The organism is Pseudomonas sp. NPDC090203 (assembly GCF_044746765.1).
Classification (GTDB): Bacteria; Pseudomonadota; Gammaproteobacteria; order Pseudomonadales; family Pseudomonadaceae; genus Aquipseudomonas; species Aquipseudomonas putida_AD.
On the sequence record NZ_JBIVCV010000002.1, the window covers coordinates 1 to 25,198 of the forward strand.

General features: G+C 57.8%; 21 protein-coding genes and 2 pseudogenes. 21 read left to right on the top strand and 2 right to left on the bottom strand.

What is annotated here, in order from left to right:
• From ACIPO9_RS02840 to ACIPO9_RS02925, 18 genes and pseudogenes are all read left to right on the top strand, one after another.
• A pseudogene (locus ACIPO9_RS02840) lies at window positions 1-192 on the top strand (F0F1 ATP synthase subunit alpha); the annotation flags it as partial.
• A gap of 50 nt (window positions 193-242) precedes the next feature.
• Complete coding sequence (atpG, locus tag ACIPO9_RS02845; protein ID WP_110951681.1) at window positions 243-1,103, top strand: F0F1 ATP synthase subunit gamma; 861 nt, start codon at window positions 243-245, stop codon at window positions 1,101-1,103.
• A 28-nt stretch (window positions 1,104-1,131) separates the two neighbouring features.
• Window positions 1,132-2,508, top strand: a complete 1,377-nt coding sequence (gene atpD, locus ACIPO9_RS02850) for a F0F1 ATP synthase subunit beta (protein ID WP_166593945.1) — start codon at window positions 1,132-1,134, stop codon at window positions 2,506-2,508.
• Between the two features lie 44 nt (window positions 2,509-2,552).
• Window positions 2,553-2,978 (top strand): F0F1 ATP synthase subunit epsilon, encoded by a 426-nt coding sequence (locus ACIPO9_RS02855; protein ID WP_274132100.1) that lies wholly within the window; start codon window positions 2,553-2,555, stop codon window positions 2,976-2,978.
• Window positions 2,979-3,111: 133 nt separating this feature from the next.
• Window positions 3,112-4,476 carry a bifunctional UDP-N-acetylglucosamine diphosphorylase/glucosamine-1-phosphate N-acetyltransferase GlmU gene (gene glmU, locus ACIPO9_RS02860; RefSeq protein WP_400778794.1) on the top strand — a complete coding sequence of 455 codons (1,365 nt, stop codon included), beginning with the start codon at window positions 3,112-3,114 and terminating at the stop codon, window positions 4,474-4,476.
• A gap of 140 nt (window positions 4,477-4,616) precedes the next feature.
• Window positions 4,617-5,384 (top strand): DeoR/GlpR family DNA-binding transcription regulator, encoded by a 768-nt coding sequence (locus ACIPO9_RS02865; protein ID WP_274132102.1) that lies wholly within the window; start codon window positions 4,617-4,619, stop codon window positions 5,382-5,384.
• 9 nt (window positions 5,385-5,393) lie between these two features.
• Window positions 5,394-7,229: a glutamine--fructose-6-phosphate transaminase (isomerizing) gene (glmS, locus tag ACIPO9_RS02870; protein WP_274132103.1), complete on the top strand. Its 1,836-nt coding sequence runs from the start codon at window positions 5,394-5,396 to the stop codon at window positions 7,227-7,229.
• A 1,103-nt stretch (window positions 7,230-8,332) separates the two neighbouring features.
• On the top strand, window positions 8,333-8,494 hold the full coding sequence (locus ACIPO9_RS02875) for a hypothetical protein (protein WP_400778796.1): 162 nt from the start codon (window positions 8,333-8,335) through the stop codon (window positions 8,492-8,494).
• A gap of 85 nt (window positions 8,495-8,579) precedes the next feature.
• A pseudogene (locus ACIPO9_RS02880) lies at window positions 8,580-8,942 on the top strand (MBL fold metallo-hydrolase); the annotation flags it as partial.
• A 1,106-nt stretch (window positions 8,943-10,048) separates the two neighbouring features.
• Entirely contained in the window at window positions 10,049-11,440 is a 1,392-nt protein-coding gene (locus ACIPO9_RS02885) for an MBL fold metallo-hydrolase (RefSeq protein WP_400778798.1), read from the top strand.
• A complete protein-coding gene (locus tag ACIPO9_RS02890; protein WP_400778799.1) occupies window positions 11,437-12,222 on the top strand; it encodes a hypothetical protein in 786 nt (261 codons plus the stop codon). The genes ACIPO9_RS02885 and ACIPO9_RS02890 overlap by 4 nt, the downstream gene beginning before the upstream one ends.
• A complete protein-coding gene (locus ACIPO9_RS02895; RefSeq protein WP_400778800.1) occupies window positions 12,219-15,035 on the top strand; it encodes an ABC transporter ATP-binding protein in 2,817 nt (938 codons plus the stop codon). The genes ACIPO9_RS02890 and ACIPO9_RS02895 overlap by 4 nt, the downstream gene beginning before the upstream one ends.
• A gap of 24 nt (window positions 15,036-15,059) precedes the next feature.
• Window positions 15,060-15,854, top strand: a complete 795-nt coding sequence (locus ACIPO9_RS02900; RefSeq protein ID WP_400778802.1) for a hypothetical protein — start codon at window positions 15,060-15,062, stop codon at window positions 15,852-15,854.
• The gene (locus ACIPO9_RS02905; RefSeq protein ID WP_400778804.1) at window positions 15,851-16,411 is read left to right on the top strand and encodes a hypothetical protein; all 561 of its coding nucleotides are present in this window, start codon (window positions 15,851-15,853) and stop codon (window positions 16,409-16,411) included. Before ACIPO9_RS02900 ends, ACIPO9_RS02905 begins: the two co-directional genes overlap by 4 nt.
• A 61-nt stretch (window positions 16,412-16,472) precedes the next feature.
• A complete protein-coding gene (locus tag ACIPO9_RS02910) occupies window positions 16,473-17,087 on the top strand; it encodes a hypothetical protein (RefSeq protein WP_400778806.1) in 615 nt (204 codons plus the stop codon).
• A gap of 91 nt (window positions 17,088-17,178) precedes the next feature.
• Window positions 17,179-17,631 (top strand): hypothetical protein, encoded by a 453-nt coding sequence (locus tag ACIPO9_RS02915; RefSeq protein WP_400778808.1) that lies wholly within the window; start codon window positions 17,179-17,181, stop codon window positions 17,629-17,631.
• Window positions 17,632-17,696: 65 nt separating this feature from the next.
• Window positions 17,697-18,272, top strand: a complete 576-nt coding sequence (locus tag ACIPO9_RS02920; RefSeq protein ID WP_400778810.1) for a c-type cytochrome — start codon at window positions 17,697-17,699, stop codon at window positions 18,270-18,272.
• Complete coding sequence (locus tag ACIPO9_RS02925) at window positions 18,269-19,567, top strand: FAD-dependent oxidoreductase (protein ID WP_400778811.1); 1,299 nt, start codon at window positions 18,269-18,271, stop codon at window positions 19,565-19,567. Before ACIPO9_RS02920 ends, ACIPO9_RS02925 begins: the two co-directional genes overlap by 4 nt.
• A gap of 333 nt (window positions 19,568-19,900) precedes the next feature.
• Here ACIPO9_RS02925 and ACIPO9_RS02930 read toward each other — a convergent pair whose 3' ends face one another.
• On the bottom strand, window positions 19,901-20,821 hold the full coding sequence (locus ACIPO9_RS02930) for a LysR substrate-binding domain-containing protein (protein WP_400778813.1): 921 nt from the start codon (window positions 20,819-20,821) through the stop codon (window positions 19,901-19,903).
• Between the two features lie 63 nt (window positions 20,822-20,884).
• Window positions 20,885-21,808 (bottom strand): DMT family transporter, encoded by a 924-nt coding sequence (locus ACIPO9_RS02935; RefSeq protein WP_274132105.1) that lies wholly within the window; start codon window positions 21,806-21,808, stop codon window positions 20,885-20,887.
• Between the two features lie 156 nt (window positions 21,809-21,964).
• Here ACIPO9_RS02935 and gcvA point away from each other — a divergent pair, with 156 nt between their 5' ends.
• The 3 genes from gcvA to ACIPO9_RS02950 all read left to right on the top strand — a co-directional run bounded on the left by gcvA (window position 21,965) and on the right by ACIPO9_RS02950 (window position 25,197).
• Window positions 21,965-22,873, top strand: coding sequence for a transcriptional regulator GcvA (gene gcvA / locus ACIPO9_RS02940; protein WP_400778815.1), 909 nt, complete (start codon window positions 21,965-21,967; stop codon window positions 22,871-22,873).
• 372 nt (window positions 22,874-23,245) lie between these two features.
• Window positions 23,246-23,689 (top strand): cupin domain-containing protein, encoded by a 444-nt coding sequence (locus tag ACIPO9_RS02945; protein ID WP_400606302.1) that lies wholly within the window; start codon window positions 23,246-23,248, stop codon window positions 23,687-23,689.
• Window positions 23,689-25,197, top strand: coding sequence for a methionine--tRNA ligase (locus ACIPO9_RS02950; RefSeq protein WP_400778817.1), 1,509 nt, complete (start codon window positions 23,689-23,691; stop codon window positions 25,195-25,197). Before ACIPO9_RS02945 ends, ACIPO9_RS02950 begins: the two co-directional genes overlap by 1 nt.
• The last annotated feature ends 1 nt before the right edge of the window (window position 25,198 follow it).

The window sequence follows — 25,198 nt, forward strand, 5'->3', positions numbered from 1 at the left end:
GCTGAGCGTGGGTTCCTGACCGACGTTGAAATCGCCAAGGTCGGCAGCTTCGAACAAGCGCTGATTGCTTACTTCAACCGCGATCACGCCGATTTGATGGCAAAGATCAACGTGAAGGGTGACTTCAATGACGAAATCGATTCTGGCCTCAAAGCCGGTATCGAGAAGTTCAAGGCCACCCAAACCTGGTAAGCCGCAGCGGGAGTCGCGAGGCTCCCGCTTGCTAACCTGATAGGTGTTACATGGCAGGCGCAAAAGAGATTCGCAGCAAGATTGCGAGCATCAAAAGCACGCAAAAGATCACCAGCGCCATGGAAAAAGTGGCGGTCAGCAAAATGCGCAAGGCTCAAATGCGCATGGCAGCTAGCCGTCCTTACGCGGAGCGCATCCGCCAGGTGATTGGTCATCTTGCCAACGCTAACCCGGAATACCGCCACCCGTTCATGATCGATCGCGAAGTAAAGCGCGTCGGTTATATCGTGGTAAGCAGTGACCGTGGTCTGTGCGGTGGCTTGAATACCAACCTGTTCAAGGCTTTGGTCAAGGACATGGCGAAGAACCGTGAAAACGGCGTAGAGATCGATCTGTGCGTGGTCGGCAGCAAAGGTGCGGCGTTTTTCCGCAACTTCGGCGGTAACGTCGTCGCTGCGATCAGCCACTTGGGCGAAGAGCCTTCGATCAACGATTTGATCGGCAGCGTCAAGGTGATGCTGGATGCCTACCTGGAGGGCCGTATTGACCGCCTGTCCGTGGTATCCAACAAGTTCATCAACACCATGACTCAGCAGCCTACGGTCGAGCAGTTGATTCCGTTGGTTGCAACCCAGGATCAAGAACTCAAGCACCACTGGGATTACCTGTACGAACCCGACGCCAAGGAGCTGCTGGACGGCTTGATGGTCCGTTACGTGGAGTCGCAGGTCTACCAGGCGGTGGTCGAGAACAACGCAGCTGAACAAGCCGCGCGGATGATCGCGATGAAGAACGCAACCGACAACGCCGGTGACCTGATCAGCGATTTGCAGCTGATCTACAACAAGGCGCGTCAGGCAGCGATCACCCAAGAGATCTCGGAAATCGTCGGCGGCGCTGCCGCGGTTTAACGGTTCAAATATTCAGAGGATCCAGCTAATGAGTAGCGGACGTATCGTTCAAATCATCGGCGCCGTGATCGACGTGGAATTTCCACGCGACAGCGTACCGAGCATCTACAACGCGCTGAAAGTACAAGGCGCGGAAACTACCCTGGAAGTCCAGCAGCAGCTGGGCGACGGCGTAGTTCGTACCATTGCGATGGGTTCCACCGAAGGCTTGAAGCGCGGTCTGGACGTCATCGACAGCGGTGCAGCCATCTCCGTACCGGTTGGTAAAGGTACCCTGGGCCGTATCATGGACGTCCTGGGCAACCCGATCGACGAAGCTGGCCCGATCGAAGCTGACGAGCGTTGGGGCATTCACCGTCCAGCGCCTTCGTTCGCTGACCAGGCAGGCGGCAACGACCTGCTGGAAACCGGCATCAAGGTTATCGACCTGGTCTGCCCGTTTGCCAAAGGCGGTAAAGTCGGTCTGTTCGGTGGTGCCGGTGTCGGCAAGACCGTAAACATGATGGAACTGATCCGTAACATCGCCATCGAGCACAGCGGTTATTCCGTGTTCGCAGGTGTGGGTGAGCGTACTCGTGAGGGTAACGACTTCTACCACGAGATGAAGGATTCCAACGTTCTGGACAAAGTGGCACTGGTATACGGCCAGATGAACGAGCCGCCGGGAAACCGTCTGCGCGTTGCTCTGACCGGCCTGACCATGGCCGAGAAGTTCCGTGACGAAGGTAACGACGTTCTGCTGTTCGTCGACAACATCTACCGTTACACACTGGCCGGTACCGAAGTATCCGCACTGCTGGGCCGTATGCCTTCCGCAGTAGGTTACCAGCCGACCCTGGCTGAAGAGATGGGCGTGCTGCAAGAGCGCATCACTTCGACCAAAGAAGGTTCGATCACCTCGATCCAGGCCGTTTACGTACCTGCGGACGACTTGACCGACCCGTCGCCAGCGACCACCTTCGCCCACTTGGACGCCACCGTCGTTCTGTCCCGTGACATCGCTTCCCTGGGTATCTACCCAGCGGTTGACCCACTGGACTCGACTTCGCGCCAGCTGGACCCGAACGTTATCGGCCAGGACCACTACGACACCGCTCGCGGCGTCCAGTACGTTCTGCAGCGCTACAAAGAGCTGAAAGACATCATCGCGATCCTGGGTATGGACGAGCTGTCGGAAACCGACAAGCAGTTGGTATCCCGCGCTCGTAAGATTCAGCGCTTCCTGTCGCAGCCGTTCTTCGTGGCTGAAGTCTTCACGGGTGCTTCGGGTAAATACGTTTCCCTGAAAGACACCATTGCTGGCTTCAAAGGCATCCTCGCCGGTGAGTACGACCATCTGCCAGAACAAGCGTTCTACATGGTCGGCGGCATCGAAGAAGCGATCGAGAAAGCCAAGAAACTGTAATCCAGGCGCCCGGCAACGGGCGCTAATCAGGTTGAGGCAAGCAAATGGCTATGACAGTCCATTGCGATATCGTCAGCGCGGAAGGAGAGATTTTCTCCGGTCTGGTCGAGATGGTGATTGCACACGGTAACCTGGGTGATATCGGTATTGCTCCAGGTCACGCGCCGCTGATCACTGATCTGAAGCCGGGTCCTATCCGTCTGATCAAGCAGGGTGGAGAAGCCGAGGTGTTCTACATCTCCGGTGGTTTCCTTGAGGTTCAACCGAACATGGTCAAAGTGCTTGCCGATACCGTGCAACGCGCTGCCGACCTGGACGAAGCCTCTGCTCAGGAAGCCGTCAAGGCTGCCGAGAAAGCACTGCATGAACGCGGCGCGGAGTTCGATTACGGATCTGCTGCTGCACGTCTGGCGGAGGCCGCAGCCCAGCTGCGCACCGTTCAGCAAATTCGCAAGAAGTTCGGCGGCTAAGGCCAACGACGCTTATGCGCGATTGAGTAAAAGGGTAGCCTCGGCTACCCTTTTTCTTTTTCAAGCCTTTGTACATCGGCCCTTCTTTTGAATCATCTGCACAGCTGTGGCTGCGCTCGTCTGGAATCTCTTCATGTCTCTCGATATCGTCATTCTTGCCGCCGGCCAAGGCACACGCATGCGCTCGGCCTTGCCCAAGGTGCTGCACCCTGTCGCCGGCAACTCCATGCTGGGCCACGTTATCCACAGCGCGCGCCAGCTGTCTCCACAAAGCATTCAAGTGGTGATCGGCCACGGCGCCGATCAGGTACGTGAGCGCCTGTCGGCCGATGATCTGAATTTCGTTCTGCAAGACAAGCAACTGGGTACCGGCCATGCGGTCGCCCAGGCCGTGCCTGCACTCAACGCCGATACCGTGCTGATCCTTTACGGTGACGTGCCCCTGATCGAAGTCGAAACGCTCAACCGCCTGTTGACCTTGGTAAACGACCAGCAGTTGGGCCTGCTGACAGTCAATCTGAACGATCCGACCGGTTACGGCCGCATCGTGCGGGACGCGCAGAATCGCGTCAGCGCGATCGTCGAGCACAAGGACGCCACAGAGGCCGAAAAAGCTATCAAGGAAGGCAACACCGGCATTCTGGCGGTGCCCGGCAAGCGTCTGGCGGACTGGCTGGGTCGCCTGTCGAACAACAACGCCCAGGGCGAGTACTACCTGACCGACGTCATCGCCATGGCCGTCAGCGACGGTCTGACTGTCGCCACCGCGCAACCGCTGGACGCCATGGAAGTGCAGGGCGCCAACGATCGCAAGCAGCTCGCCGAGCTTGAGCGGCATTATCAGTTGCGTGCAGCGCACCGCCTGATGGCCCAGGGCGTCACCCTGCGTGATCCTTCGCGTTTCGACGTGCGGGGCGAGGTCACTGTTGGCCGTGATGTGCTGATCGACATCAACGTCATCCTGGAAGGCACGGTCGTCATAGAGGACGACGTTTCCATCGGCCCGAACTGCGTCATCAAGGACAGCACCCTGCGCAAGGGCGCGATCATCAAGGCCAACAGCCATCTGGAAGGCGCCATCGTCGGTGAGGCTGCCGATGCCGGTCCGTTCGCCCGCCTGCGCCCTGGCAGCGTACTGGAGGCTCGCGCCCATGTGGGTAACTTCGTCGAGCTGAAGAATGCACACCTGGGTGAGGGCGCCAAGGCGGGTCACCTGACCTACCTGGGAGACGCGGTCATCGGTGCGCGCAGCAACATTGGCGCCGGCACCATCACCTGCAACTACGACGGTGCCAACAAGCACAAGACCGTGCTGGGTGAAGACGTGTTCATCGGTTCCAACAACTCGCTGGTCGCCCCTGTGGATATCTGCACCGGTGCCACCACCGCAGCCGGTTCGACCATTACTCAGGACGTTGCCGCCGAGCAACTGGGCGTCGCCCGGGCACGCCAGCGCAACATCGATGGCTGGAAGCGCCCGGTCAAGATCAAGAAGTAAGTTATCCACAACGGGTCCCGGATCGCCCCTTGGGCGGTTTCGGGCCGTGCGTGATGAAATTTGCGCATCCTGCTTGACGAAAATCTTTCGATAGGTTTCCATTCGCATCGTTATCTTTCGAAACGAAACTTAAGCGCGAAATGTCGAAACGAAATACTCCCCAACGTCGCCACAACATCCTCGCCTTGCTCAACGAGCAGGGCGAAGTGAGTGTGGAAGCCTTGGCCCGGCGTTTCGAAACTTCCGAAGTTACGGTTCGTAAGGATCTTGCGGCACTGGAAAGCAACGGCCTGCTGCTGCGTCGCTACGGTGGCGCGGTGCCCATGCCGCAGGAACTGATCGGCGAGCCCGGCCAGCCGGTGTCCAGGTACAAGCAGGCCATCGCTCGCGCTGCAGTGGCGCGAATCCGCGAACACGCCAGGATCATCATCGACAGCGGCAGCACCACCGCCGCGATGATTCCTCAACTGGGCCTGCAACCGGGCCTGGTCGTCATGACCAACTCCCTGAGCGTTGCCAACGCACTCGGTGAACTGGAGCACGAACCGGTGCTGCTGATGACAGGCGGCACCTGGGACCCTCATTCCGAGTCGTTTCAGGGGCAGGTCGCCGAACAGGTCCTGCGTTCCTACGACTTCGATCAGCTGTTCATCGGTGCCGACGGCATCGATCTGACGCGTGGCACCACGACCTTCAACGAGCTGCTGGGCCTGAGCCGTGTCATGGCTGAAGTGGCCCGCGAAGTGATCGTGATGGTGGAAGCCGACAAGGTCGGCCGCAAGATCCCCAATCTGGAATTGCCCTGGAGCAGCGTCCATACCCTCATTACCGATGATCGCCTGCCTCAGGAGGCACGCGAACAAATTCAGGCCCGCGGCGTTACTTTGATCTGCGCCGCTGTTTCCTAGGAGAAGACCATGTGTGGAATTGTCGGCGCCGTCGCTGAACGTAATGTCACTGCCATCCTGCTCGAAGGCCTCAAGCGCCTCGAGTACCGCGGCTACGATAGCGCCGGTGTGGCGCTTTTCAGCAACGCCGGTGTGCTTGAGCGCCGCCGCCGCGTTGGCAAGGTCAACGAGCTGGAGCAATCGCTGGCCGGCGAGCCACTGGCTGGCCGTCTGGGCATCGCCCACACCCGCTGGGCGACCCACGGTGCGCCGGTCGAGCACAACGCTCACCCGCATTTCTCCAGCGGCGAGCTGGCAGTTGTCCACAACGGCATCATCGAAAACCACGAGCCGCTGCGCGAGCGTCTGAAGGGGCTGGGCTACCTGTTCACCTCGGACACCGACACCGAAGTCATCGTCCATCTGCTGCATCACAAAATGCAGGACACGCCGGACCTGACCGCCGCCCTGAAAGCCACTGTGAAGGAATTGCACGGCGCCTATGGCCTGGCCGTCATCAGTGCACGTCAGCCGGACCGTCTGGTTGCCGCCCGCAGCGGCAGTCCGCTGGTAGTGGGCCTGGGCCTGGGTGAAAACTTCCTGGCCTCTGACCAGTTGGCCCTGCGCCAGGTGACCGACCGTTTCATGTACCTGGAAGAAGGCGACATCGCCGAAATCCGCCGCGACAGCGTGCAGATCTGGGACGCCGCCGGCCTGCCGGTCGAGCGTGAAACCGTGCAGTACCGCGAAGGCGCCGAAGCCGCCGACAAGGGCGAGTTCCGCCACTTCATGCTCAAGGAAATCCACGAGCAGCCAAAGGTCGTGCAGCGCACCCTGGAAAACCGTCTCGGCCAGCAGCAGGTACTGGTACAGGCCTTCGGTCCGCAGGCAGCCGAGCTGTTCGCCAAAGTGCGCAACGTGCAGATCGTTGCCTGCGGCACCAGCTACCACGCCGGTATGGTCGCGCGTTACTGGCTCGAAGGCCTGGCGGGCATTCCATGTCAGGTCGAAGTCGCCAGCGAATTCCGCTACCGCAAGGTGGTGGTCCAGCCCGACACCCTGTTCGTCTCGATCTCGCAATCCGGTGAGACCGCCGACACCCTGGCTGCACTGCGCAACGCCAAGGAACTGGGCTTCCTGGCAAGCCTGGCCATCTGCAACGTCAGCATCAGCTCACTGGTGCGTGAGTCGGACCTGACCTTGCTCACCCAGGCCGGCCCGGAAATCGGCGTCGCGTCGACCAAGGCGTTCACCACCCAACTGGTCGCGCTGATGCTCCTGACCCTGTCCCTGGGCCAGGTCAAAGGCACACTGGCCGAGGGCGTCGAAGCCGAACTGGTCGAAGAACTGCGCCGCCTGCCGACCCGTCTGGGCGAAGCACTGGCAATGGACGGCACCGTGGAAAAAGTCGCCGAACTGTTCTCCGAAAAGAATCACACCCTGTTCCTGGGTCGTGGCGCACAGTTCCCGGTGGCGATGGAGGGCGCCTTGAAGCTCAAGGAGATTTCCTACATCCACGCCGAAGCCTACCCGGCCGGCGAACTCAAACACGGCCCGCTGGCGCTGGTGGACAGCGACATGCCGGTGGTCACCGTCGCGCCCAACAACGAACTGCTGGAAAAGCTCAAATCCAACCTGCAGGAAGTCCGCGCCCGCGGCGGCGAACTGATCGTCTTCGCCGACGAACAAGCCGGCCTCAACAACGGCGAAGGCACCCACGTCATCGCGATGCCGCACATCATCGACGCCCTGGCCCCGATCCTCTACACCATCCCCCTGCAGTTGCTGTCGTACTACGTGGCGGTGCTGAAGGGAACGGACGTCGATCAGCCGCGTAATCTGGCGAAGTCGGTGACTGTGGAGTGAGTTGTCCACAAGGCGTCAGTTTATATATTTTGTGAGTTACAACGGTCGCTTGTGCGTCTTAACTGTTACAAGCGTCCGATTGTTTACGTGGAGGATGACTATTCTGGTGCCGCGAATACAGCAGCTCAGGGATAACGGGGGATGCAGTCTTCCACTTTTACGCAAACAGGTATTCAGCTAACAGTGAAGGCATCAATCAGACTGCATCGAATCCCTAACTAGATCTTATGCAAGTTTCAGGTTATACGGGGTTTGCGCATACGGCGCGGACCGGCGATGAGCTCCTATATTGAGCTCGGTACACTACTTTCAAGCAAGCAGATGGTAGGGAAATCCTAAATTCTTCAGAGGCGTAGCATTTTTGTTAAGTTGCTTATCTGCCACTTTCTTCGAAAAATACAGTCATTAGAGGTTGTGGTTCGATAAAGTTTATTATTCAAAGCGTTAGATGTTGTTAGTAGATTAAGACTGGCTTCTGCTTCAGTCGCCATGACCAGTCAGATACAGAAAAATCTAACCAATATTTGATGGTGCGTCGAAGTTTAACATGGTAGATGCTGCTGAGTTTATATTACTTTTTATTATATGGATAAACTCTGTACGTTTCGTTGTTTTTTGCATTTCGGCACTCTGCTTTCTGCACGAAAATATCGATCCAAGCCTTCAAAGTGATCGTGCTCGGTAAAGCAGTTCAATAGCGGGACTTATGCTTTCCCGAATCATCTCATGTTTATACGTTCTCCGCCAAAGTAATGCTTGCTAGCGTTGACCGGTTGCCCAGTGAGCCAACATTGCCGCGCGGCGGAACCCCTATGAACTACAGGATGACGCTCGGTGCGATAAACTTGCCGGATATTCGATTAATAACGATGTCGAGACGTTATGTGACCCTGCATGTATGTTGTGCATTTAGCTCAAAATTTAGAAATCTCCTGCCATGCTGTAGGAAATTTCCTAAAAACACTGTCGACTCCTATTCTCTATTGCGGGCACGTCATCGTGTGCTCTAGTCTCTGCATGTCGCTGCCTGTTAGCGACTAGGCTTTTACAGGGCGCCATTAGTTTCAAAGGGTACCTGCATACTATTAGGCAAGGAGCGAATCATGAACCAGAAAACCCAGCAACGTACAAGTGCACGTAACCATCAGGATAACGAAAAAGTCCTCTTCAGCACGGAAGAGTTACAGATCTTGAGCGAGGCCATCAAGAAATCCAAAACACGTGCTTCCGATACTAAGGCGGCTAGCTGCGCGTACCACCGATGAACTGACTCCAAAAAGCAGGAGAGCCATCTCTTGCTTTTACACTTTTTGGGTTGTGAGTATTGAGCAGTCTTCCAGGGAGGTGGACATGAGGGCAATCTTTATAGGTCATCAAACGTGGCTCGTGGAACATGGAGGCACCAAGATGCTGATTGATCCGCTGTTATGTGAAGACTTTGGTCTAGCGGATGAGCACCGGATTGAGATCTATCCACCGCGCACGGTAGATACGGCCGCGCTATCGGACGTAGATCTGATTTTTCTCAGCCACGAGCATTCGGATCATTTCGATATTCGGTCGCTTAACCTGTTGCCGCGCTCAGCCTGTTTTGTTGTAGGGGCGACCATGGTCGAACCGGTAAAGCAATGCATCCGAGATCTAGGCTTCACCCTTACTCAAGTCAACGATGCACAGCCGATGCGGGTTGGTGACTTGAGCCTGCGCTTCTACCCGGCGGATCCGAAGACCGCTTTCTGGGAAAGTCGCGTTACCCAGGTGCATATTGAAGAAGCCGAGCAGCCGAGGAATGGCGTCTTCATTGCCGTGGATGCCTTGGTGTCTGAAGTGTTCAAGACCGATATCGTCGAAGGGCAACTGGCACCGCCCAAGTTAGTGATCGTCTCGAACAACTCCAGGGTCTCGCCTCCGGGAGCTTTTCAGTCTTTGGAAAACTGGGGGAAGAACGCAAGCGATAGCAACCGTAAGGTCGGTCCTCTGGGGATCGGTGTGCTGAGCGCTGTGCTGACCAGTTACATGGAAGACTTTCCGGTGCAACCCGAGAACATCGCGCTTTGCGGAGGTGGGTTCATTAAGCGCTTGGGTGAATTCGCCGCTTTCCCGTTTTCCGAACAGCCTACACTGAGCCGGTTGGCCAATCAGCTCAGCCTGGACACCAATATTGTCGGCTTATTACCAGGTGAAGCCTTTACCCTCGAGTCTGATCCTAAATCTCAGTCGGCTATCGACTGGGTCCAATTGGATAAAATGCAGCACAGTTTACTGATCAAGGAGCTGGAACAGTTCATCGAGGCCGGCAAGACCGTTGGGGTGGTTTCTTCAGTGCGCCCGGATGTCCAGAACGCCGAGACGTATGAGGAGCTGTTGCGATGCGCGGAAACCGAGCTGCAGCGTTTGGCGAAAAGCTTGATGCTGTTTATCACCGGGCGCAAGGCATTGGCGATGTCCCACTACAAGGGCCGTAAGCTCGGTCCGAAAAGAATAGTGTTCAATTTTTTCTCGCATGCAGTGGGGCGTCAGGACAGCTATGCGCTTAACCTGATCAACGGTCAGTTTGAAACTGAGATACACAGCCAGCTCGAATCGCTGGTGGCTCAGTATCCCTTCGGTGTACGTCTGCCCTTAGTGGACTTCATCGGCATGGTCGAGGGGGACTTGCAGATCTGGGACATCGTGGGCGTTTCGGTCCAGTCTTGGTTTGAAGATGGCATCTTTGATGGTCTGATTCCGTTCTTCTACAGCTACTACGGCGAGAACGGCAGTCCTGAGCTCTTGGCGAAAATCATCAGGCGCACCATGCGGGACCTGGAGGTGCGTCCATGAAGGCTACGATGATCGGTCACGAAAGCTGGTCGCTGCGGGCTGGCAATAGCCATGTGTTGATAGATCCGGTGCTAGATAGCGGCTTCGGTTCCGACGCAAACCGACAGTTCACGATAGTCCCGGCGCGCATTGTCGATCTGCAGCGCATGCCGCCCGTGGATGGCATTGTCTTGACAACCGAGCATCTGCAGCATTTTCACCCGGCGTCATTGCGCAGGCTGTCGTCGGACTACGGGCATTTGCTCAAGCGCAAAGTGGTCTATGTCCCAGAACTGTTTCCCGGCGCGGCTGAGGCAATTGTTCGTACATGCGGTTACGAGGTTCAGCGGATTGATTCTCAGGTCGAGTTCGTCATCGGCTCGATGAGCCTGCGATTTTACATGCCCCGCACCGAGGTATTGTTTTGGGATTGTCGGGTAGCGTCATTGCATGTCGAGCATCAGGGTCGCGAGGCGATGTTCATCCAGTCCGATACGCGTATTGCCGATGCCTACTTTACCGATGTCAATAGTGGAGTCATTGCGTGGCCTCAGGTCATGGTGATGACCAATAACTTCCAGGGTAGCAGAGCGCAAGGGTCGCTCGGGCTGGATAACTTGTTACCGGTTCTCGATCAACGCTATACCCGAGTGTCCGGCTTGCGCCTTCTGGACGAACTAGTGAACAAACCGGTGCGCCGGCTGAACCGGGTGCCTACTTTAATCCTCGCGGGGAATGGTTATCGCGATCCCTACGGCAAAGCGCATCACCCTTGGTCAAACCTTGAGCTGGCACAGATTTGCAGTGAGCTATCGATGTTGCGAGCGGTGCACTCATTGGCACCCGGTGAAAGCTTCGACGTTGCGTCGGCGCTGCATGGCGAGCCCGCGGACTGGATCTGCATGTCTGAGCAACCCGCAGAGACTTCTTCGGCGACAAGACGGCGCCGAACGTTTCCGCAAGACTCAGTTTTGATCAAGGCCCATCTTGATGAAATGGCCAGGGCCTGGCTGATTACCCGCTACGGCCAAATACTGATGACTCAGAGTAACTACTTGGGGCGCCCTATTGGATCGTGTCGAGCTGTGCTGCAATTGACCCGGGACGACGGCGTCTGCCAGCAATGGCTGCTGGACGTATCTAGAGTCGAGTTCGTCGAAGTGCCAGTCGAAGGCGAGGAAGCGATCAAGCGTTATCCCTACGGCATCCGTGTCGACTATGACGATTTCTGCCAGCTACTACTCGGTGAGTTGCAGATATGGGAACTGCTAAACCTTTCAGCATCGCAGTGGTATGTCTGCGATCGATATGACAGCCCGCTGGCGTTCTGGCTGGAGTATTACAGCGAGCAAGTGGACTATGGACGCGCCTTGCGGAGTTATGAAATATCCTTGGCGACTGCGCCATGAGCGGGCTAAGAGCCTTTGAACATGTGCATCTGGAGCCCCTCAGCGCCGATCAGGTACAACTTCGGTGGCAGGCGCTCGCTGAGCTGTTGGCGGAGCGTTATCAGGTTATGCGGGTGCTCAGCCAGTCGGTGAAGTCCTTGGTCTGCTCCGGACTGTGTATCGCCTCGGGCGAGCAAGTGGTGATCAAGCGTTACTTCGACAAGGAGGCCTATGCGGCGGAAGTCAGTGGCTACTTGCTGTTTCGTTCGGGGCCGATCGCAGGCATGCGCTATCAGGATGTGCGACATCAGGTACTGGTGCTTGAGTTTCTCCAAGGCCGTCTGCCGGGTCCGGCTGACCTGCCTGGAGTCATTACGGCCTACGCGGCGATGCACGCCACGGCCTTGGCGAATGTTCAGCGGGTCATTGGGCATCCCGGTAACCCTGAGTTGGACGATCCCTGTCTGTCGTCCCTCTGTCGCTTCCCTCCGTTTGACCTGCAAAGCATAAGCGTTGGCGACTGTAAGCCGGAGCATCTGCTCGTCACAGTAGATGGCGTCCGCATCCTCGACTTGGAAACTCATTCACTGGAGCGCAGCGTCTGGTTCGACATCTTGTCCTTAAGCGGCTTCTTATGGGATGGCCCGGTTTTTTCGTGGACGTTGGAAGAATGGGTGGCCCGTTACTGCGCCTGCAGAAAGATTCCCACCCACTATTACGATCTGCAGAAAATCCGTGACTGCCTGCACCGCGTACAGGCCCTAAAGTCTGGTCGGATGTATTGCGAGGAGGCGCTGCCGTGAAGTGGATGTACTGTTTTACTCCGGCATTGCACTATCGGCCGGTTGCTGGCTCCGAAGAAAGAGTAATTGCCAATGGTTTTTTCGGCCTGTTCTTCAGTCTTGCTCCTTGGGCGGTCGGCGCTTATGTACTGGTGTCCTTGTTGCAATACAGCGTTCCACTGCTGTTCATCTACAAGCTCAGCACTTTGGTGGAGGTCAAAGGTAGCGCCGTTATCTCGCTGGCGGACATTGCGCTCTTGGCATTTTTGGCCATCAGCGGGTTCTTGCTTGTGGTGAGCGAGCTCAATCTGGAACGCTTTATCTCCCTTAAGTTATGCCGCGAGTTCGAGCGCCTTCTGGCGCGTAAGGTGGAGCCCCAGGTAGACGTATCGGTGCTGGAGCGGCTGGTTTCACGGGATTTCAGCGTCATTCTCGACGGCATTGGTGCCAGCGTTAACCTATTGGCTATTCCGGTTTTCCTGCTGCTTTCAATCCTGCTAGCGTTGCTGGTCTTCGGGAGCGGAGGATTCTGGGCGGTTGCGGTGATCAGTCTATTCCTACCGCTTTCTTATCTACTGTCGATGCTCTCGGAACGCAATTACCAGCGGATCATGAACGTGGCGGCGCAGCGTATAGAACAGTGTTCGGCATGGTTGCGCGAAGGACCGTGGCTCAAGCAGTTTGCTGAATGGACGGCCTTGCAGAGCATTGAGCGAACACTTGCGGGCGAACGTTCTCTGCGTAACCTGGATACGCTGTTACGCGGTGCCGACAGTTACATCATCGGTTTCGGCCGTTTGATTCCCTTTGTCTTGCTTGGGCTGCTGGGTACCTCGGAATCGGTCATGGTCTGGGATGGGGCTATTTTCTGGCTGAGCATTCCGTTGCTGGCGGCAGTGCTCGCGTTGCCCCGCTCCTATGTGAGTTACAAGACCGTCGGCCGCTCCCTGGAGGCGCTCAATGACCTATATCAGAACTCCTCAAGGCATCCGGTATTGCGACCCTTTGGCGTCGATCAGACGGGCAGCGTGATCAAGTTCGATGCCGACTGGCCGATCTGGCCTGCGGCGCTGGTTGAACTTATTCCTGGTCCACTGGAGATCCCGCAAGAGGATCTGCAGATGTTGCTGGTCGCTTTCCGGTTAGTGCCCGAGCTTGGAGAGGACCCACAGCAGGTCCTGCAAGTGCCCATTGAGCTGGACGGGAGCAACCTTTCTGCTGGACAGCGCCTGCGCCTGCAACTGCTGCGCGGGGTATTTCTGGCTCATATGCAGGGCGGGACGCTAAGTATCGATCACGACTTCTCGGTGTTGGATACCGCAGCAGCGCTGGCAGTGAAAGATGCCTTGGAGCGCCTCTCCTGGGTTAGCTTCAGCCCATCGGCTGCAGGAGCGATAGAGCAGCGCGAGGGCTCACCGGCGCAGGTCGACGAGCGGACGGCTTCGAGGGTGCCAGCCAGCGGCGAGGCGCACACGCGCTTCAGTCTCGGCGATTTGTTCAAGTACTGCTGCTCGGGCGTGCTGATGTTGTTGGTGCCGGCGATGATGATGAGCTATGCGGCCAAGATGATGCTGCCAGAGGCGGGTTTTTCGCCTTGGCAGGTTCTTTTGTATGCCGTGGCGGGAGTAGGAACAGGAATCGCTGCCGGCCTGTTTATCGAGAATTTGTTGCGCAGCCGCTTTTCCCGATTGTTCACCGATGGCCTGCGAGACATTCGGGTAACCAGCCTGGCCGATGCGCTGCAGGTAGTTTCTCGCGATGTAACTACAACATTCGAACGCATCGCTTGGTATGTCCACGACATTGCCTGGATCATCGCGTTGTTGCTGTGCAATGGCGCGGTTTTGTGGATGGGGTTCGGTCTGCTAGGCATCAGCGTGGCGCTACTGTTCGGCGGCATGTTGGCGTTGTTGTACCGGCTTTCGATCAACGAGCTCTATCAGACACGGTTGGAGAGCGTAAAGGGATTCGACTCACTACTACGCTCAGGTCATGTGGCGTTTGCCATTTCCCGGGCCGCTGGCGGGGGGGGCGAGCGGATGGGCGGCTGGCTGGCGCTCACGCAACGTGGTGCGGTAGCCGAGGGGCTGAAGCATTTCTACATCACCCGCATGCGCAGTGTGATCACCCGCACTGTCACGGCGGCCAGTTGCACCTTGCTTAGTGATCTGGTGATTGTCTTGGTGGTCCTGATGGGCAGCCTCTATCTGACCAGCGATTCGGCTTTTGTGCTCTCGGTTACGGCCTTGCTGTTGGTGCGTTCCGACCTATCCAACGTATTTATAGCCATTACAGGTTTCAAATCACAGTCGGTGTCGGTGGAGCGCCTACAACATTTTGCCCGCCCCAAAAGCTCTGTGGGCGTGGAGATCGTCGGGCAGAGCCTGCACATCGCCCCCTTTGCTGCTCAACGCGCCTATCGCGCCCTGAGGCTGGAACGGGGCCGCTTGTATTCGCTGTCAGGGCCCTCTGGCTCCGGTAAGAGCGAGTACCTCAAGGGCGTGGCCGGTATCAGCGACGTGGTCATCGAAGAAGCGGGCGCTGGACAGGCCCTGACACTAACCCGTTATTACCTGGACTGGAATGCCTTGGCGCTGCTTGGTTGTGAGCCCGGGGCGAGCAACTGGCTGGATACCTGGCTGAGCGCGTTACCGGAAGATCGCCACCATCTATTGTTGCTGGATGAGCCGTTCAGAGCTTTGCGCGTCGAGCAGCTGGCCGAGCGTGTGCAAGCGTTGCACCGTTACGTCGAGCGTAGCGGCAACACTCTGGTGTTGGTGGATCATCGTTGCCGACTGGAGCATGACATTGAGCTCGGCGAGCTAGCTCGCTGATTGCCTGGTGCAAGGATAATAGTCATGGATGAGCCGATTCTGTACCTGGGCGACCGGGGGTTTCTCAAACGTTACGACAGTCCCTACTCGGCGCAACAAGTCGAGAGGATCGTGCGCAGGGTCATGGCCAGCTCCGGTCTAGGCGTGGCCAGCGGTGACTGGCCCACGGCGAAGGCTGTCAGCAATGCCTTGGCAGGTGGTCTACGAACGCGGCATATCTATCATTCACGATTTCTGCTTCGGGTAACCGAGCAGGCAACGGGGCAGAGCATCAGTGCCCGTCAGGTCCAGGCCAACCCGGCTTACTACTACACCGCCTCTGGCTATACCTTCGCCGCCGATCCGCAACAGATAGCCGAAGACCTCGATATCGTCCGCTGTTTCCACCCAGGTCTGGTGACCGTAGGGGGCGACTGGGTGGACATTCTACTCGCGCAACAGCAATACGCTTTGCTCGACTCGATCCTGCGGCAGATGGAGGCGATCATTCCGGCCGCCTCGCGGATTCTTTTAGGGTTTCATCCTAGCGCCGGCTTCCTGCATGTATTGAGCACGCGATCGTTCGCCGGCGCTGCGGTACCAGTCAACCTGCTGAACATGCAATGTGGGAGCTACGGCGGCTACTTGCGCCAGATCAAGGCCCGGTCCCGCCTTTACGCAGTGCATTGCTTGGCGGGAGGGGACATTCCTCTGGAGCCTGCGCTGGACTACGCATTTCATCATCGGCAGGTCGACGCTTGTATCGTCGGCGCGACCCGCACCCGACATATCGAGGCGTTGGCGGCCTGCGAGGCTGGCTTGAGGAGAGTGACGAGATGAACGTGATTCTCATGCGCCGTGCGCGGGAGTTCGACGAGGCGTCATTGCAAAGCCACCTGCACACGCTGCAGCGAGCGCATCGCGACTTGCTGGTGCTGTCCGGCCGCTCGGACTGCTATGCCCCGGTCCTGGCGCTGGCTGGCGACCTTGAGATACAGACTCTGGTCTTCGAGCAGGAGATTTACGACCCGCAGCAGGTCCACGGGGCCCGCAAGATGGACTGGTTGTTTGAGCCCTATGCTGGTCGCGACGGCAGCCAGAGCCTGAACACTCTCTATCACGGACTTGCCATCGAACTGGAAGCGATTTTCCGCCGGCATAGCGAAAGAACCTTGGTGATCTATCTAGACCAGTTGCTGCTGGAGATCGTTTACGCCGTGCTTGTCGGCCTGCCCTTGCAGGCGTTGCAGGGCTTTTCGCTGTACCTCGAAGAGTTGAGTATCGCGATCCTTGCCAGGGTTGCGTTCAAGGGGGGATTCCAGACCCTGCTGCTGAAGTCGAATGTAACGCCGGCGCAAGCCTTCGTCGGCAGGCCCGAATTGAAACTGGTGAGGTGACGCCACAACCCTGTTGGCGTGATAGCCGAACCTAGACTGAGTGAAGAGAAAAGGAGTACTCATGGACCCGCAACGCAAGGACTATCTGGCGACAGAGGCGGTTTACACCGGCGATTCGCTGCGCATCGGCGACGAGTACGTCATGCATGAATGGGAGAGGCCACTGATTCGCAGGATGGTCGAGGACCTCAAGCTCACGCCTGACGACCGGCTGCTCGAAATCGGCTTCGGCATGGGCATCTCGGCCAGCATCCTGCAGGAGTTCGGCCCGGCGTTCCATACGATTGTCGAGCCCCACCCACAAGTGTTGGCCAAGGCCGAGCACTGGAAGAAAACGCGCACAAATATTCACATACAACCCGGTTACTGGCAGCAGCTTGATTCCGGGACCCAGCGTTATTCGGCGATCTTCTTCGACCCGTTCGCCGATGACATGGCGGCGGTTGACGAGGAGAACCTCAGTTTCCTCAAGTTCGCCGCCCAGTCGCTGCTCGGCGATGGCGGGCGTCTGGCCCTGTTTTGCATCCTGCCCTTGTTGCCGCTGGAGTACCAGCGAGTGATGTTCGAACACTATCGTCGGGTGGAAATCAGCTCGGTGCAGGTTGCCCCCAGGGATACTGCCGACCCGACGGCGGACCTAGATGGACGCATGATTTCAGTCGTGTTGCATAAATGAGAACGCCTCGAGTCCACCCTCCGAGCCTGCTCGCCAGACGTGCTCGGCTAGGCATAAAAAATAATCCATCAGTACTATAACGGTGATAGCGATGAACAACCTTACCGCGCGTCTTGGGCTGGCCGGCCTCCTGTGGTTTTTTGGCAGCCAGACATGGGCTCAGACTCAGGTCCCGACAGCCCTGGCCGCGACCTCTACCAGCAAGGCCATGACCATCATTTTCGAGCCCCCCAAGGGGGAGGAAGAGGCGTTCCTCAATACCTTCGTCACCTCCCTGGTCGCGTCCACACAGGCTTATGCTGGTAAGTCGAAGGAGGGGGTCAAGGTAGTCAACCTGATCCCCACTGAACTCGGCGAGCCGCTGATCCACCTGATGATCTACCGCGACGCGGCGACCTTCGAGCGGGCCAAGCAGATATTCGCTTCGCGCGAAGCCATGAGCGGCTACATCGACGGCCATGTGAAAGCCTACGGCGGCTACCCCATTCCCAAGGAATATTTACGTCACACCAAGGTGTACATGAGCAACGTACTCACTGACTGATCGATGGGATAACTCGGCCGCTGCGGGTGCAGTGGCCGATACCAAGCATAAAGAGAGTCGAGGCTATGCGCGTAGGTATCGGGTCGTTGTTGATCGGCCTCGTTTTTTCGATTCCCAGTCTGCAAGCCGGCAGCCGTGGGGAGCCCTTAATGTTGAGCAACGGTTGTATCAATTGCCACGGTTTTGAAGGGCAGAGCACGCCGGGAGCGATTCCTTCGCTGGCGGGCCAGTCCGAGATCTATCTATACAAGACCCTTGCGGCCTATCGCGACGGTACCCTCAAAGGCACCATCATGAACCGGGTGTTGGAAGGGTATGAAGACCAGACGCTCAGACAGTTCGCCGAGTATTACAGCGGTCTGCCGAAAGGCCCTTCAGGGACGACCGTGCCCCAGGCTCACGAGCATGGCGAGCGGCTGTATGCGCAACACTGTTCCACCTGCCATGAAAAGCAGGCGAATACGCCTTATGTTAAAGGACAGAATGCGCGGTATATGCGCGGAGTGCTGAAGGATATGACCACAGGCCAACGAGCGATGCCAGAGGAAATGGCAAGTGCGATATTAGCCCTCAAAGGCGAGGAATTGGAGCAGATTCTGGAGTACCTGCAATGTTGCTCGCAAGAGACTCTACCTCGATGAACTATCAACGCAGACGGCTGCTCAAGTGGCTAGCCACGGGGATTGGCGCATCCTCGTTCCAGGCTTTTGCGGGACCGGTGGTGCCCGCCGCGACTCGATCTTATGCTGTGGTGGTAATCGGCGGTGGCTTTGCCGGTGCGACTTTCGCGCGCACTCTGAGGCGGCTGGATGCCAACGTCTGCATCACTTTGGTCGAGCCCAGCCGACAGTATCATTGCTGTCTGCTGGGTGGCGAGTATCTGGTGGGCAAGCGTAACGAAGAAACACTGGTCTTCGGTTACGAGCAGTTACGTGTCGAGGGCATTAAGGTAGTCCATCAAAAGGCGCGCTCAATCGATGCTAGGCGCAAGCAGGTCAGACTCGCTGACGGCGCGGTGCTCGGCTACGACCGCTGCGTGGTGGCGACGGGCATTGGCTACAAGTACGACAGCATCGCTGGTTACAGCGGCGGGGTGGCCAGCCGTGTACCTCATGCCTGGGGCGGGGGGGAGCAACTGCGCCTGCTCCGGCAACAACTGGAGGCCATGCCCAATGGCGGCAATGTTCTGATCTCGGTTCCGGTGGACGATTATCGCTGTCCGCCAGGGCCGTATGAACGGGCCAGCCTGATCGCCGATTATCTCAAGACCCACAAGCCCGATTCGCGGGTGATCGTCCTGGATGCCAAGCCGCGGTTCGCCAAGCAAGCGCAATTCGAGCAGGCTTGGAGACGTTTCTACGGCTATGGTACCGAACATGCCAATATCGAGTGGATCGGTGCCTTGGAGGGCGGGACCGTACAAGGTTTCGACGAAGCCACGAGACAGTTGCTGACCGAGGGTGGTCCGGTCAGCGGCCAGGTTATCAACATCATCCCTCCCCAGCAGGCTGACGATTTTTCACGGCACAACGGCCTGACCGCCGAACATGGCTGGTGTCCAGTCAATACTCAGACCCTGGAGTCCCTACTAGTACCGGATGTGCATGTGATCGGCGACGCCGCCTACGCCGAGAAACTGCCCAAGTCGGCGTTCGCCGCATCCTGCCAAGCTAGGGTCTGTGCCTTGGCCATATATAGCCAGATGTACAACTTGGCACTGCTCAAGCCGAAATACATGAATGTCTGTTACAGCCTATGTGGTGATAACTATGGTATTTCGGTCGTACTGCAATACCAACATGATGCGACCACCAACGTCATCGAGATCGAGACCTTACGGGTTACGCCCCTAGACTCCAGCGACGAGGATTACCGTCGTGAGGCAATGTCGGCATACAGCATGTTCGACAGCTTAGTCAAAGAGGCATTTGGCTAGGCCGGCGCCTGATAGAACTGAGGCAGGGCCTAAGTCCCGATGGGGCGGGACGGCCTGATGGGTCTGGGAGAACAGGAGACAACTTTTCTTGACGTATGAACATTTCGATCCCGATGACTCATCAGTCGTGTGCGCTCTTGCCTATACGTGGAACCTGCAATTTTTCAGGTTGGGATAGTTTACGTTTGCTCTTTGTGAGGCTGCAAAGGGCGGAACACGGATCATCTCTAGTCAGTTTCAATTTCGGAAAACTCGATCACCATCTCCCGGAACCAACGAATGATACGTGTTCCATGCAGGAACTGGGGCATTATGTGTCACAAAGGACAACGCCTAAGCTGCATCCACCTCAACCTCCGCACCCCGGGCGGACTTACCGGCCTGCTGCACCGCCCACTTCATGAACTCCACAATCGCCCATTCCTCCCGCCGTTCCTTGGCGCAGTACACGAAGTAATCGAACTTCAGCTCTGAGGTGGCATGGGTGACTTGCACCAGCCGCCGTGATTGCAGGGCTTCGGAGGCGAACACGCTGTTGACGAGGGCGATTCCCTGGCCGGCACAGGCGGCACTTATCAACAGGGACTCGTCGCCGTAGCTGGAGCCCTGGATCATTTTGCGGTTGCCCATGCCGAAAGCGTTCATCCACACCTTCCAATAGTTGCGTTCGGTGTCTTGCAGCAGTGGATAAGTCAGGCAGTCCTGTGGGCTTTCGATGTTGCGTTGCTTGGCCAGCAGGTCGGGGCTGCATACGGGGATCAGGTAGGACGACCACAGGCGGGTGGCGTGGTTGTCGGGGCTGGCGGCCATTTCGCGCTGAATCGAGATATCCACATGGCCGTGCTTGAGATCTGAGAGGCCGTTGCAGATCTGGATCGAGATTTCGATGGTCGGGCAACGTTCCTTGAAGCTGCCCAGTGCCGGGATCAGCCAGGAGCTTGCAATGGTGGAGGTGGTGCTGATGGCCAGTCGGGTCTGGCGGGGTTGTTTGAGCGCGGCGCCTGACCAGGCCTTTTCGATCACGTCGAAGGTGCCGCTCAGTTCGTCGTACAGGGTCCGGCCGCTGGCGGTGAGTTGAATGCCCTTGGCGTCGCGCTCGAACAGGCGTTTGCCGATCTGGTCTTCGAGGCCCTTGATCTGCTGGCTGATGGCCGCAGGCGACACGCACAGGTGATCCGCCGCACGTTTCATGCTGCCGACCTTACACACTTCCACGAAGGTGCGAAGGGCTATCAACGGGATCGCTCTACTCATCGTGCGTACTCCGCCCGGTTGCTACAGCCAGCAAACCATTGTCCTCTGTGGATAACTTTCAAATCAGCTGGTGGCTGGGGTATCCTGGGTTTCCACCACCGGCTTGGGTTTGCTCTTGCTGAGGACGAACCACACCGCGAGGCAGATCAGTCCGCCGCCGTACAGGTGGCCAGCCGACAGGCTTTCATTGAGGAACAACACGCCCCAGAGCACGCCGAAGGGCGGAATCAGGAAGGTCACTGTGAGTGAGCGAACCGGGCCGATGTCGGCAATCAGCCGGAAGTACAGAATGTATGCACAGGCCGTGCAGATAAAACCTACGGCTGCCAGCGACAGCCAGACTGTTGAATCACCCCAACTGGCCGGTGGGCTGACGGTGGTGGAGATGGCGAAGAACGGTGCGAGGAACAGCGTTGCACCGACCTGGCTGCCGAAGGCCACCAGTTTTGCGTCAAGGCCACCCTGGTCAGCGATCCATTGCCGGGTCAGGAAACCGGCTGCCCCGTAGCAACTGGTAGCGACCAGGCACGCCAGCGCGCCCATGACCACCGTGCTGGTGAATGTGACGGGGCCGGTGGTGGTCAGCAGAGTTATCCCCAGCAAGCCGATGAACACGCCGGCCATTTTCTTTGGCGTGAGGGAATCGTTGAAGAACATGGAGCCGATCAACACGCCCATCAACGGGGTGGTGGCGTTGAGAATGGCCGAATAACCGGCCGGCAACATCAATGCGGCCATGCTGTACATCAGGAAGGGGATACCCGAGTTGATGACGCCCAACACCATGGTTGCCTTGAGTTTGCCTTGAAAGTCATGGCGAGTATTGAGTATCGCCAGAATCACCAATAAGCCAATGGCGCCGAGTAATACCCGGAAGAATGCAGTCGGTAATGCGCCTAATACTGGCGCGGCCACCCGCATGAACAGAAAACTTGCTCCCCAGATCGCGGCGAGGAGAAGTAACCGAACATAATCAGATAGCCTCATGACACTTCCTTCCTGTTTTACAACATTGAAAACGCGACCGAAAACTTGCCGATTGACGCTTGTCGAGTCGGGGTGTGATGATTTGAGCAGTGTCTGAAGCGGTGCTCAAGCGAGCTTTTCTAAAGCACATTAGATTTTCTTAACCCAAGGACCTGCATGAAATTCCCGCCCCTGTACGCATTACTCTGCTTTGAAGCGACGGGGCGTCACTCGAGCATGAAAGGTGCGGCGGGCGAGCTTTTCGTCACGCCCGCAGCGATCAGCCAGCAGATCGCCAAGCTGGAAAAGGCGGTCGGCGTCACGCTGTTCATCCGCAACACCAAGCGCCTGGAATTGACCCCCGAAGGCAAGATCTACCTGCGGGCGGTGCGCCCGGCGCTAGGCCAGATCAGCGATGCGACCCAGCGGCTCATGAGCGACAACGGCCCCAATACCATCACGGTCAGTTGCACCAGTGGCTTTGCGATGCAGTGGCTGTTGCCGCGCCTGCCGGACTTTCACGCACAGTGCCCGGGCATCGAAGTGCTCATCAGCACCACCAACCGCCTGGTGGACCTGCTGGGCGATGGCGTCGACTTCGCGGTGCGTCATGGCCTGGGGCGCTATCCGGGGCTGGAAGTGGAAATGCTGATCAACGACCGCCTGCAGCCGGTCTGTAGCCCCAGCCTGCTGCCGGACACGCGCTACCTGTCTTCGCCTATCGATCTCACCAACTACAACCTGCTCCACGATGAGCATCGCGAAGACTGGGCGTTGTGGCTGCGGGCGGTGGGGATCGAGGACGGTGAGGCGGCAGTGCATCGGGGCTCTGTTTTCGTGGATTCGAACGGTGTGATCGAAGCGGCGCTGGCGGGCATGGGCATCGCACTGGTGCGTCGCTCGCTGATTCGCGAGGAGCTGGCTTCGGGGCGCTTGGTGGTGCCGTTTCGCGCGACGATCGACACGCCGATCGCGTATTACCTGGTCTACGACGAGACCGCGATCCTTCCCAAATCCAGCCGCCAGTTCCGCGACTGGCTGGTGTCCCAGGCCATCGCCAGCCAGCGGGAATTCACTACCCGATAGAGATGCACTGCCCCCAACCCGTAGCAGCACGGCTTGCCGGCGGGAGCGGTCTGCCAGTCGAAGATGTTGACCTGACCCACCGCTCCCGCCGGCAAGCCGTGCTGCTACGGGTTTTTGTTTATAGCGACAGTTAAGTCCTGCTTCAGTGTTGATAAATACAACATTGAACCGTCATTGGCGGCTTAAACACCTGATATTTTTAACGATTAAGCAAAGTTGAGTTAAGTCAGACTTAACTGCCAATTGCGTATTTCTTGTTTGCTCCCTTCCCCGAATTTCTTCAGCTTATCTCCCCATTCAACGGCGTTATTGCGCAGGGGTTGGCGCCGATAAAACAACGCGCAGCGATGCTGCGGGGTTAAGGAGAACTTCATGACTGACTTCCAAATCTTTCGTCCCATGGCCTGGGACAAACTGGTCCATGAATATGATCTGGACGGGTCCAGGTTGCTGCCCTGGAACGGTTATCCAACGCCAATCGGTGGCGGCTGGTGCGTCGTTCGCCCGCACACGCAGTCGTTGTCGCACACGCAGATCGATCAGGAATTCTTTATCGGCATCAAGGGCAGCGCGACGCTGGTGGTAGGCGATCAGACCTACCCCTTCACCATGGGCGATATCGCTGCTATCCCCAAACACACCGACCACTACGTGGTGAACGACACCGACGAAGACTTTCACTTCTACGTGGTCTGGTGGGACCGCGATTCGGCCAACCGTTTCCTCGATGAAGATGCTCAGCAAGCCCTGGCCTTGAACGAGTTCGCCATGCAGAAGGCGCCGATTCACGATGTGTCCGGGCCGAGGGCTTCGTAATGGGCAAGCTCCTGGTCACCATCACGCCGCCCACTCCCAACGGCGATCTGCACATCGGCCACATGGCAGGTCCATTCCTGGCGGCGGACATCTTCACCCGCGCCCAGCGCCAGCGCGGGCATGACTGCACGCTGGTGTCGTACTCCGACGATTACCAGTCCTACATGCTGCGCCGGGGCATCGAACTGGATCGCGCGCCTCAGGAGCTGGCGCTGGAAAACACCGACAAGATCAACGATACCCTGAAGAAAATGGGTATCGAGATCGACTTCTGGATGCGCCCGTACCGCAACAACTACTTCAAGAAAGCCGTTGATGAGATGTACGAGCATGCCGTGAAGGCGGGTGCCATTTACAAGAAAGTCAGCCAGGAACCCTACTGCGAACACTGCGACAAGTGGGGTTACGAGGCCTTTGGGCGGGGCAATTGCGATCACTGCGGTTCGGACTCCGACGCCAGCCAGTGCGAGGAGTGCGCGCACACGCCCAACGCCTCGAAGATGAGCAATTTCCGCTGCAAGCTGTGCTCTGCGGCCATGATCTGGAGGCCGGTGGAGCGTGAGTTCCTGGCGCTGTCCAACTTCCGCAGCCATCTGAAAAACAGCTTCGAGCACACGCCGCTGCGCCCGTTCATTCGCCGCTTCCTCAATGAGGAATTCGAGCTCGGCCCGGTGGACTGGGGCATCACCCGCCCACATGACGGCGGCCTGGACCTCAAGCCCGATGGCAGCCGGCGCATTCACACCTGGGTCATGGGACTGTCCGGGTATCTGGGTGCGTTTCGCGAGTACCTCAACGAGCACAAGCACGCGCCGTGGGAATACGACGAGTACTGCCGCTCAGGCAAGGGCCGCCTCGTGCATTTCCTGGGTTACGACTGCGCCTTCAGCCACATGATGGTCTATCCGGCGCTGCTGCAGACCATGCACGGCTACCGCATGCGCCAGACGTTCTACACCAACCAGTTCCTGACCCTCAATGGCAAGAACTTATCCACAAGCCGCAACTACGCAATCTGGGCGCGGGATCTGGTCGCCGAGGCCTGCACCGACAGCGCCCGGTTCTACCTGGCGCTGATCGCACCGGAGCAGGACACCGACGATTTCGACGTTGAGAAATTCGCCACCTGGCGCGAAGAGATTTTCAACGAGGTGCTGCTCAAGCTGGCCGTTCAGGCCGAACGCGAGCGGGTCGACGGTGACAATCTGAAAGTGACCTCGGCCGATGCCGCCGCGATCAAGATCCTGGTCGCCCGCTGGTTCGAGGTGACGTCCGTGGACCACTTCACCATGAAGGGCCTGGCGGTGCTGTTGTCCGACATCATCAACGCAGCCCGCGACCGGCAATTGCTGGGCAAGCGGATCCTGCCTTACATGGCCTTGATCGGGGCTATCGGCGCACCGGTGTTCCCTGATCTTGCCAGGCAGATCCTGCGCTACTGCCGGTTTACCGAAAACGAAGTGTTTCATCAGTTGGTGTACGTCAGCGCCGTCGAATACGAGATCTGAT

Coding starts and splice junctions, on each gene's coding strand:
- gcvA (WP_400778815.1), top strand. CDS start 21,965: ATGAAATTCCCGCCCCTGTACGCATTACTCTGCTTTGAAGCGACGGGG.
- ACIPO9_RS02885 (WP_400778798.1), top strand. CDS start 10,049: ATGAAGGCTACGATGATCGGTCACGAAAGCTGGTCGCTGCGGGCTGGC.
- ACIPO9_RS02855 (WP_274132100.1), top strand. CDS start 2,553: ATGGCTATGACAGTCCATTGCGATATCGTCAGCGCGGAAGGAGAGATT.
- ACIPO9_RS02950 (WP_400778817.1), top strand. CDS start 23,689: ATGGGCAAGCTCCTGGTCACCATCACGCCGCCCACTCCCAACGGCGAT.
- ACIPO9_RS02910 (WP_400778806.1), top strand. CDS start 16,473: ATGGACCCGCAACGCAAGGACTATCTGGCGACAGAGGCGGTTTACACC.
- ACIPO9_RS02915 (WP_400778808.1), top strand. CDS start 17,179: ATGAACAACCTTACCGCGCGTCTTGGGCTGGCCGGCCTCCTGTGGTTT.
- ACIPO9_RS02925 (WP_400778811.1), top strand. CDS start 18,269: ATGAACTATCAACGCAGACGGCTGCTCAAGTGGCTAGCCACGGGGATT.
- ACIPO9_RS02865 (WP_274132102.1), top strand. CDS start 4,617: ATGTCGAAACGAAATACTCCCCAACGTCGCCACAACATCCTCGCCTTG.
- ACIPO9_RS02920 (WP_400778810.1), top strand. CDS start 17,697: ATGCGCGTAGGTATCGGGTCGTTGTTGATCGGCCTCGTTTTTTCGATT.
- ACIPO9_RS02930 (WP_400778813.1), bottom strand. CDS start 20,821: ATGAGTAGAGCGATCCCGTTGATAGCCCTTCGCACCTTCGTGGAAGTG.
- ACIPO9_RS02935 (WP_274132105.1), bottom strand. CDS start 21,808: ATGAGGCTATCTGATTATGTTCGGTTACTTCTCCTCGCCGCGATCTGG.
- ACIPO9_RS02905 (WP_400778804.1), top strand. CDS start 15,851: ATGAACGTGATTCTCATGCGCCGTGCGCGGGAGTTCGACGAGGCGTCA.
- glmU (WP_400778794.1), top strand. CDS start 3,112: ATGTCTCTCGATATCGTCATTCTTGCCGCCGGCCAAGGCACACGCATG.
- ACIPO9_RS02900 (WP_400778802.1), top strand. CDS start 15,060: ATGGATGAGCCGATTCTGTACCTGGGCGACCGGGGGTTTCTCAAACGT.
- atpD (WP_166593945.1), top strand. CDS start 1,132: ATGAGTAGCGGACGTATCGTTCAAATCATCGGCGCCGTGATCGACGTG.
- ACIPO9_RS02945 (WP_400606302.1), top strand. CDS start 23,246: ATGACTGACTTCCAAATCTTTCGTCCCATGGCCTGGGACAAACTGGTC.
- ACIPO9_RS02890 (WP_400778799.1), top strand. CDS start 11,437: ATGAGCGGGCTAAGAGCCTTTGAACATGTGCATCTGGAGCCCCTCAGC.
- glmS (WP_274132103.1), top strand. CDS start 5,394: ATGTGTGGAATTGTCGGCGCCGTCGCTGAACGTAATGTCACTGCCATC.
- atpG (WP_110951681.1), top strand. CDS start 243: ATGGCAGGCGCAAAAGAGATTCGCAGCAAGATTGCGAGCATCAAAAGC.
- ACIPO9_RS02875 (WP_400778796.1), top strand. CDS start 8,333: ATGAACCAGAAAACCCAGCAACGTACAAGTGCACGTAACCATCAGGAT.